This window comes from Ruegeria sp. CDSA021, assembly GCF_059612325.1.
In genome coordinates, this window is the sequence record NZ_JBXWQJ010000020.1 from 47120 (window position 1) to 54734 (window position 7615).

A 7615-nucleotide genomic window follows, 5' to 3' on the forward strand; every position below is an offset into this window, starting at 1 on the left:
GGCTGCAAGGCTGAAAGTTGCGGTACAGTGATTGTTCAGGAGCCAAGGACAAATTTCCCCTTCCGCGTTTTTCTGGCATCTGGGCGGATTGCAGCATCCGTAGCAGTAGGGCTCCAAACCGTAGCTGCCTCTTAGATCACCCAGCGACCGCTTCTGACCTCAGAATGTCTGATTTTCCAGCACTTCGTTGAATTGAATCAGGAGTTTTCCGGAGCAGAACGGCAGCTCCCGGCGAGGCGATCAAGGTCGGGCGCTGGGCTGTCACAAGGCGGCAACCAGCCTTCAGGCGCTCTTCGATGGCGGCCTTTAAGTTCGGATTCACGATCATCTTTCGATGAATGGCCCGCCGACGTAAACATGTTTTGCGCGGGTATCGCGCAATACCTATTAAGCTCTGGCAATTCTTTATCATCGTCGTGATTGCGCTTCAGCTTGTGATGGATCGTCGACGGCGCACGATCCAGCCGATCCGCGACCTCTGACACCGGCATGTTGGCTTCGTGCCACTTGGCAAATTTGTGACGTTCTTCCAACCTCACGTCAGGGTTGCAACGGCCCACTCGCCACCCTCCATGCAAACATCTGTTTTAATACGGAAATTGCACTTCGTTTGTGAATCCACGTCTTGCTTTCGCCACACCACACGGACAACGCGGTGTCCGCGACATTGGTTTTTTGCGTCCACGATGAAGATCGCAGAAATAGTTTCCGGCTCGACCAAAAGTCTTTGCACATGCTGAAAAACTGACGGATTGCGAAATCTGGGAATTCATTAAAGGCAAGCCTGTTGCTTTGGCCAAGTTGAAGGACGCCTATTTTTTGACGATTTCTGTTGGAAGAACATCCGTACAAGCGTGATCAATGAGCTTGGCCGCGGGAGCGAAACTTGGGCACGCATCTTGGAAGATGCCCTTATTGCCTCGTGCTGCATCCTAATTACACTTTCTACTTGCTTAGCCGAAACCCGATTGGGAAAACCGACATAGCAAGATTGCTGGATAGCCATCTACGTAATCGGCAGAGCAAAAGGGACCGGTAATTCCGGTGGAATTTAATGAGTAGAGATAGCAAATTTCTTGGCATGCTTTTGCGTCATAAGCCCGAAACGATTGGCTTGAAACTCGATCATAATGGTTGGGCTGATGTGAACGACTTGCTACTGAGGCTCAAGAAAGCCAACCGTCAGCTTACACGCGAAGAACTAGAAGAGATTGTTTCCGGCAACGACAAAAAGCGATTTACACTGAGCCCAGACAAGTCCCGCATCAGAGCAGCCCAAGGTCATTCCTTTGCTATTGATCTGAGTCTTATCTCATTGAAACCCCCGCAGCTTCTCTTTCATGGGACGGCGCGATCAAACTTGGACAGTATTTTTTCCAATGGGTTAGAAGCCAAGGGTCGAAACCAAGTTCACCTTTCCGCGGATGAGGAGACTGCTCTAAGTGTCGGTGCTCGTCATGGAAAACCGGTGGTGCTTTCGGTGGATGCGCAAGGCATGCAAAAGGAAGGTCACCAGTTTTTTCAAGCGGATAATGGCGTTTGGTTGACGGACTTTGTTCCCGCTGGTTTTTTGGGCTTCGGAAGGATGTGTCGCAACCTATAAAGTCCAATTGACGAACATGCGTGATCTGACGTTTGTTCCCGTCGAATAGATTTCGAACATGTTTCAACATGATCTCATTGAAAGGCTGCCATTTCCCCAGGGATGCGGTTTTGTACGCAGTGTACTTCTACCTGCGGCACGCGGTGTCACATCGCGATTTCGAAGAGATCATGGCTGAGCGCGGTGTCCAAGTTGACCACGCTACTCTCAACTGATGGGTTGTAAAATTCTCACCCATGGTCGCCGCGCGAGCGCAATTGAAGAAACGCCTGACACAGAAGCCCTGAAGAATGGACGAGACTTACATACGTGTTCGCGGCAAATGGAATCCCGAGCAAGATCGTCATCGACAAAGCGGCGCTAACGCGTCCGGTATTCGAGACGTGAACAGAATTCTGAGGCGATTTGGGTGCCCAACCAAAATACAGACAAGCAGGTCCAAGTATCTGAACAACATGATCGAACAGGATCATCGGTTCATCACGCGGCGTGTTCGGCACATGTGTGGGTTTAAGTCGGTCGAAACCGCCTCAGCCACATTGGATGGCATTGAGGCGGCCAACAGGATCCGGAAGCAGCAATTCTCTGGCGCTACGACCTCGGGCTTCAAGCGCTTGTGCATGATCTCTTCCAGATCTCGGTATGAAAAGGCGTATCGAACTTAGAAAAACACTGCAAACAGGATCACATCCTTTGGATATTGCGCACCTTTGATGGAAACCCTGAACAGGCTCTTGGTTGAATTATACCGGCGTCCTCTCACAGTCTGCCTTCGCGCGCGTCAATGGGGATAAGTTTGCTACAGATCCCGTCCTTGACTCTATGCTGGTTAGGAACCACAAGTGTGCATTGGTGAAATGTACTTGTTGCCGCAATGCTGCCGGCTTCGATGAACCAATGGCCTTAAAGAAAACCGTAGCATATGGCCCAGCAACAAAACGGGTTTTGCTGGGGTGTTCGGAATGTACTCGTTACTCGCAAATGTTGGCATTTGTCACATGATAAGTTCCAGACGGTGTCCAACACCGGAAAGAAGGCGATACATGAAAAATACATGGCTCATAACTTGCGTGTTTGATGTCTGATAGATCAGACAGCGGACTTCATTTTTTTCTGACTACGATTGTACTTACGCGAAGTGTTCCGTGTTTTAGCCTGACTATCGTTGTATCGGTTTTGGGAGCACAACTTACTGCTCAGGTACCGTCTGAAAGTTCACAAAACACTGGAAATGCCGATCAGTTGGTTTGCGATGACGGAATCGAAATTAGGGGGGGATCTTGTCTAAGAGAAAACCCACCCGAAAACGCATATTTGACTGGCAACTCTTACGGTTCAAGCTGGGCATGCAACCATGGTTTCCAGCGTGCTGAGGATCTATGTGAGGAAATAGAAGTTCCTGTAAATGCATATCTCGCGTCAACAGGCGACCGCTGGAAGTGCAATCGATTGTTCCAACGGGTCGAAGAGAAATGTGAAGAAGTGTTTCTACCTGAAAACGGGTTTGTCGAAACCCGATTTGGCGTACAGGAAACACATTGCAATTGGGGTTTTCGCAAAGAGGGCCAGGATTGTGTCGAAATAGAAGTCCCTGAGAACGGGCGCTTATCCGACAGGACAAGGACGGATGGCTGGGAGTGCCTCAGGGGTTACAGGGCAACGGATACCGGTTGCGACTCTGTGGCCGTTCCTGATCATGCTTACCTCGCGTCTGACGCCTATTCTGGATGGAGATGCGAGCGTGGTTTCCGCGCGAACCAAGACAAATGCATGGCAATCATCATCCCAGCAAACGCTCATTTGAACCGAAGAGGTGATGGATGGGAATGCAATCAACCCTTCAAGCGTCAGAACAATAAATGCGCTGAAAATGTACCGAGACAATAGGCTGGTGGAATTCAACATCTCCTGACAAATCCGGAAGGACGAAGCCGTGAATCTTAACTCGATTAACGAGAATCTGGGTAAAAAGCTCAAAGCCGATAAGGCGCGCCGCTGGTCCCACGGGGTCAAATTGATAGTCGTGTCAGTGGTGCTCATCGCAGCAACAACAATAGTGGTTTTTCTTTGATGCGTAAAAATGCCCCTCCCGTGACTCTTCGGAGTCCAAAGAAGTCAACCCGAGGTCTGGAGCAGAGAGCGTTTCAGGATCGCAGTGTTCGTAAGTCGCGGAATGCTGACGTGTCAGGAGTTATTGAAGAAGAGTACGGAAAGTACCTGATAAAAGCTGGCATTCTGAGTGGCAACAGCGTAGCGCGGGCGTTTCCCAAACCACCGGCCAAGACGCAAGCCATGATTGCTGATGCCGTCGGTGAAACACCGGCAATCGCTATCGAAGCTCTAAAAGAAATACTCGAAGAGCGTGACAGGCAGCGCAGCACCCAACGCCGTTTGGAGGGAAACTCCGGCACCCTTGTTCCCAGCGAAAGGGAATATACAGAGGCTTTGCGCCAGATCAGGTTTACTTCTGCGCAGGTGACAATGCTCAGAGCGCTTTCAATTGCAGGAAAGGAAGGTTTGACTATTGGTCACCTTTCTCAGGCAGCTGGGTACACGTCGCGCGAGGCGTCCATCAAGGTCTTCAAAAAAATCGGATTATTGATCGCGGAGTATCTGGAGCTGGATCTTCCCGAAGCCGGATCGGCGCAGGCTGATGGTGCTGCTCAGATCCTGGCGTTTTCTCACATCGAAAGTGAGGATGAACCGGCAACCTGGATTATGCATCAGGAACTGCGCAGCGCTGTCCGGTCTGTTCTGTGATGCATGTATAAGTGTTTGATTGCGATGAGAATACCGAACCTGAGCCAACTCACGAAAGGTTGCACAAGTAACTTATGCTGGAGAAAAAACCATACCCGCTCGACTTGATCTATGTGCCTGTGAAGCGTGCAAAAACACTTGATCAGAACAAAGTTCTGACGCTTGCGGAAGATATCCTGAAGAACGGCCAGAAGACCCCGATTCAAATACGCGCGGACAACAAGAGGTTCGTGCTGATCGAAGGTCTCCACCGATTAGAAGCTATTCGTGCCCTTGGCGGCGATACGGTCGAAGCCTTTCTGGTGCGCGCCAGGTTACACTGACCTTTCCTTGGGTTTAGCTCTGCCTTGGCCTTCTGCGCGAAGTCCTTTCGCACCAGGTCCCGGTGCTCAGACACGAAGGCGTCGATCTCGCCAGCCTGCACATCGACCGCCTTCATGACATCGTCATGGTGGGATTGAACCTGCGCGGCGGCGTCCGGTGCCAGTAACGGCAAGACATCGTCCAGGGCACCTTTTGCAACCCAGGCCAGCAGGTTCTTTTCGTGTGCCAACCCGGAATGCGCCTTGTGACGCAGGACATAAGCGTCGGCTTTGATCTTCAGCCTGTGGCCGTCCTAGAACGCGATGACATAACCTTCGACACCCTCCAATGCCTGCGCTTCAGTCCAGAACCGATGAAGGTCCTCGACGCTTTGGAACTGCGCGACGATCGGAACGCCGTGCCGAATGGCGATGGCCTCCAGCTCCGCGTGTGGCATGTACGCCCCCGTCCACATATGCCGGATCGCCAGCAAGGTCAGCTGCGGAACGTCATAAGCTAGAACGACCCGGTTCTCGGGCGACGTGAATTCCAAGATCGGCGTGAAACCTGCCGCGATCATATCGGCGCAAAGCGCTTTGACCTCGGGCCCAGCAACGGCCCAGGCTGCCCGGGATTGGGCGGAAACACCCATCCGGGTCATGAACACCATCTCACCACCGACAGTCGACGGGTGGATCATCGAGTCGTCCAGCTTATCAAAAACCGCATGAGACATGTCCCACGGCTCTTCCTGCACCGGGCGCTTTTCTCCAAGGTTGAAGAACTTGTGGAACGGCCGTGCGATCAGTTTGCCTTCGGGGTCAAATTTTAACCCCCGGCATTCCTGCGCCAGCGCGCTGTCGAACGTGTTGTCCAGCGAGTAGAGGTAGTTGATCACCGAGTATCCATCGTGGTCGAAATGAAAGATCCCGGTGTCGGGGACAATGTGCGGGAGGACGTCCTCCAGCGTTTCGATGATATGGTCCATGTCTATACTCCAGAAAAAGAAAAAGCCGCCTCGGGGTGAGACGGCCTGTTTCGGACAAAAAAGGGTGGTTTTAGATCACTCGGATCTTAGTCCACCTGTCGAAGAGAAGCCGTCAAAAAGCACTGCGCCGCGATCATCCGCGCACAGCCGTTGTGGTATGTATGAGCTTACAAAGGTCATCTCAGCTTCTCCTGATCCCGCGCCTAAAGGGTACGGCCCTTTCGGGTCAAGAAGTTAATCCACTTTGAAAAAACGCGTGAACCGATGGGACTGGAATGACACCGACACTAAAAGCGCTGCAAGACTACAACCGATCCGATGCGAATTAGATGTATTGCAATTCCGCAATCCAGACGTTCTGCTCGCGCCCTACGAAAAGTAGCTAAGCGGGACGATACTGACTTTCGCTGCCAGCGCACCAACGGCAGCTATTTACGCATCGCGTCTGTCGCAAAGAGAAAGAGGCAAAACCGGATACAGGCCAATCACTTCGGACAATTTGAAACGGATTCCCCAGTACTTATTCACGTCAACGCCGCACGAACTTACGGCTTTCAAACTAAGTTTTCGTCGAAATTGGTAGCGAACTTATTACTAGAACCGCGCCTCTAATTGTCGAAGCTAATGCTCAGTTTATCTGAGGTAGCGATACTCTGGCAGGTTAATATATCTCCTCGGGTGACATCGCTGTCTTCAAGGGCCATTCGAGCATGCATATGGACCTGACCTTTTGTTAGACGCGCTTTGCAAGCGCCGCATACTCCGGACTGGCAACTGAAAGGTGGTGTTAATCCCGCCGACAATATTGCATTCAGTAGCGTTTGATCTGCGGCAACAGGAACCTCGTGTGTCGCCCCGCCCAGTTCAACTTGTGCATTAGCTGCGATACCCGTCACGCTGGAAGCTGTGACTGCTGTCCCTCCGAAGCTTTCCATGTGAATGCGGTTCGCGGGTACATCCAGCGCCATCAGCGCCTGCTTTACGCCCGTATTCATGGCTCCGGGACCGCAAATCCAGTATTGGACATCTTGCGCTACAGGCGGGGCTTCCGTCACGGCGGCCTTTATAGCTTCAGCATCCACGCGTCCTTTTCGCCACGGGCTGACCCAACTCCACAGCGAAAGTGCGGATAGGACATGGCGCAGTGTGAACTGGTTGGCATGATCTGTTTTCAGCTTGTCCAGTTCTTTGCTAAAGATGATGCTCTCGCTATCAGCGTTGCCATAAATCAGATGGGCCACTGAATGAGGTTCTTCTTTGAGGGCCGCGTTGATCATTGCGAAAAGCGGCGTGATGCCACTGCCTGCGCCAAAGAAATAGTGCGTGCGACGATTCACTGGGTCCGGTGTCAGGGAAAACTGACCGAATGGCGGCATGACATCGACCGTATCGCCGGGCTTTAGGTAGTCTGCGATGTGATTTGAAACCAGCCCCTTGGCCACCCGTTTTACCGTGATGCGCAGCGGGGCACCGGGTGGGTTGGAAATAGTGTAACTACGGCGCTGCTCTTTGCCATTCAGATGAAAGCGCAAGGTCACATGCTGCCCGGCTTGCCAGCGAAACGTCTCTGACAGGTTTTCAGGAAAATCAAAGGTCACGCTTGTGGCCTTGCCTTTGATCTCAGGTCGGATTTCAGCAACTTTCAGGGAATAGAAATTGGGGTTCATAGCAGCCTCAGCGATAGTCAAACGTGGTGTCGAGCGCACGGATGGTCATCCGGCCGGCCTGAGAGACGATGAGGAATTCATCCGTCTGATTCAGCGTTCCGGTTGTGTCACCCCAAATGTATTCAACACGGGTCGCGGCGGTGACACGCGTGCCGCCCTCGGTGATTTCTGAGGCAATTGTGGGCGCATTGCGCCTGGTTTCCCTGTATCCCTAGCTGGTTTTGTTGCAAAGATTTGAGCCCGTTGAGTTGTTTCAGCAATCGCTTGTGAGTCAGATGGCGAGCTCAGCGAACT

At 52.0% G+C, this 7615-nt stretch carries 5 protein-coding genes and 2 pseudogenes; 4 read left to right on the forward strand and 3 right to left on the reverse strand.

The window, feature by feature from the left end; all coding sequences use genetic code 11:
• Nucleotides 1–274 precede the first annotated feature (274 nt).
• Nucleotides 275–560 (reverse strand): annotated as a pseudogene (locus AC2FLD_RS20065) (helix-turn-helix domain-containing protein); the annotation flags it as partial.
• 494 nt (nucleotides 561–1054) lie between these two features.
• Here AC2FLD_RS20065 and AC2FLD_RS20070 point away from each other — a divergent pair.
• The 4 genes and pseudogenes from AC2FLD_RS20070 to AC2FLD_RS20085 all read left to right on the forward strand — a co-directional run bounded on the left by AC2FLD_RS20070 (nucleotide 1055) and on the right by AC2FLD_RS20085 (nucleotide 4686).
• Nucleotides 1055–1603, forward strand: a complete 549-nt coding sequence (locus AC2FLD_RS20070; RefSeq protein ID WP_496673263.1) for an RNA 2'-phosphotransferase — start codon at nucleotides 1055–1057, stop codon at nucleotides 1601–1603.
• A gap of 68 nt (nucleotides 1604–1671) precedes the next feature.
• Nucleotides 1672–2268 (forward strand): annotated as a pseudogene (locus AC2FLD_RS20075) (IS6 family transposase).
• A 1516-nt stretch (nucleotides 2269–3784) separates the two neighbouring features.
• A complete protein-coding gene (locus tag AC2FLD_RS20080; protein WP_496673266.1) occupies nucleotides 3785–4363 on the forward strand; it encodes a hypothetical protein in 579 nt (192 codons plus the stop codon).
• 74 nt (nucleotides 4364–4437) lie between these two features.
• On the forward strand, nucleotides 4438–4686 hold the full coding sequence (locus AC2FLD_RS20085; RefSeq protein WP_083445296.1) for a ParB N-terminal domain-containing protein: 249 nt from the start codon (nucleotides 4438–4440) through the stop codon (nucleotides 4684–4686).
• A 293-nt stretch (nucleotides 4687–4979) separates the two neighbouring features.
• Here the strand turns inward: AC2FLD_RS20085 and AC2FLD_RS20090 are convergent, their stop codons facing one another.
• The gene (locus tag AC2FLD_RS20090; protein ID WP_496673269.1) at nucleotides 4980–5654 is read right to left on the reverse strand and encodes an RNA ligase; all 675 of its coding nucleotides are present in this window, start codon (nucleotides 5652–5654) and stop codon (nucleotides 4980–4982) included.
• 608 nt (nucleotides 5655–6262) lie between these two features.
• Nucleotides 6263–7252, reverse strand: a complete 990-nt coding sequence (locus AC2FLD_RS20095; RefSeq protein ID WP_496673272.1) for a 2Fe-2S iron-sulfur cluster-binding protein — start codon at nucleotides 7250–7252, stop codon at nucleotides 6263–6265.
• Between the last annotated feature and the right edge of the window lie 363 nt (nucleotides 7253–7615).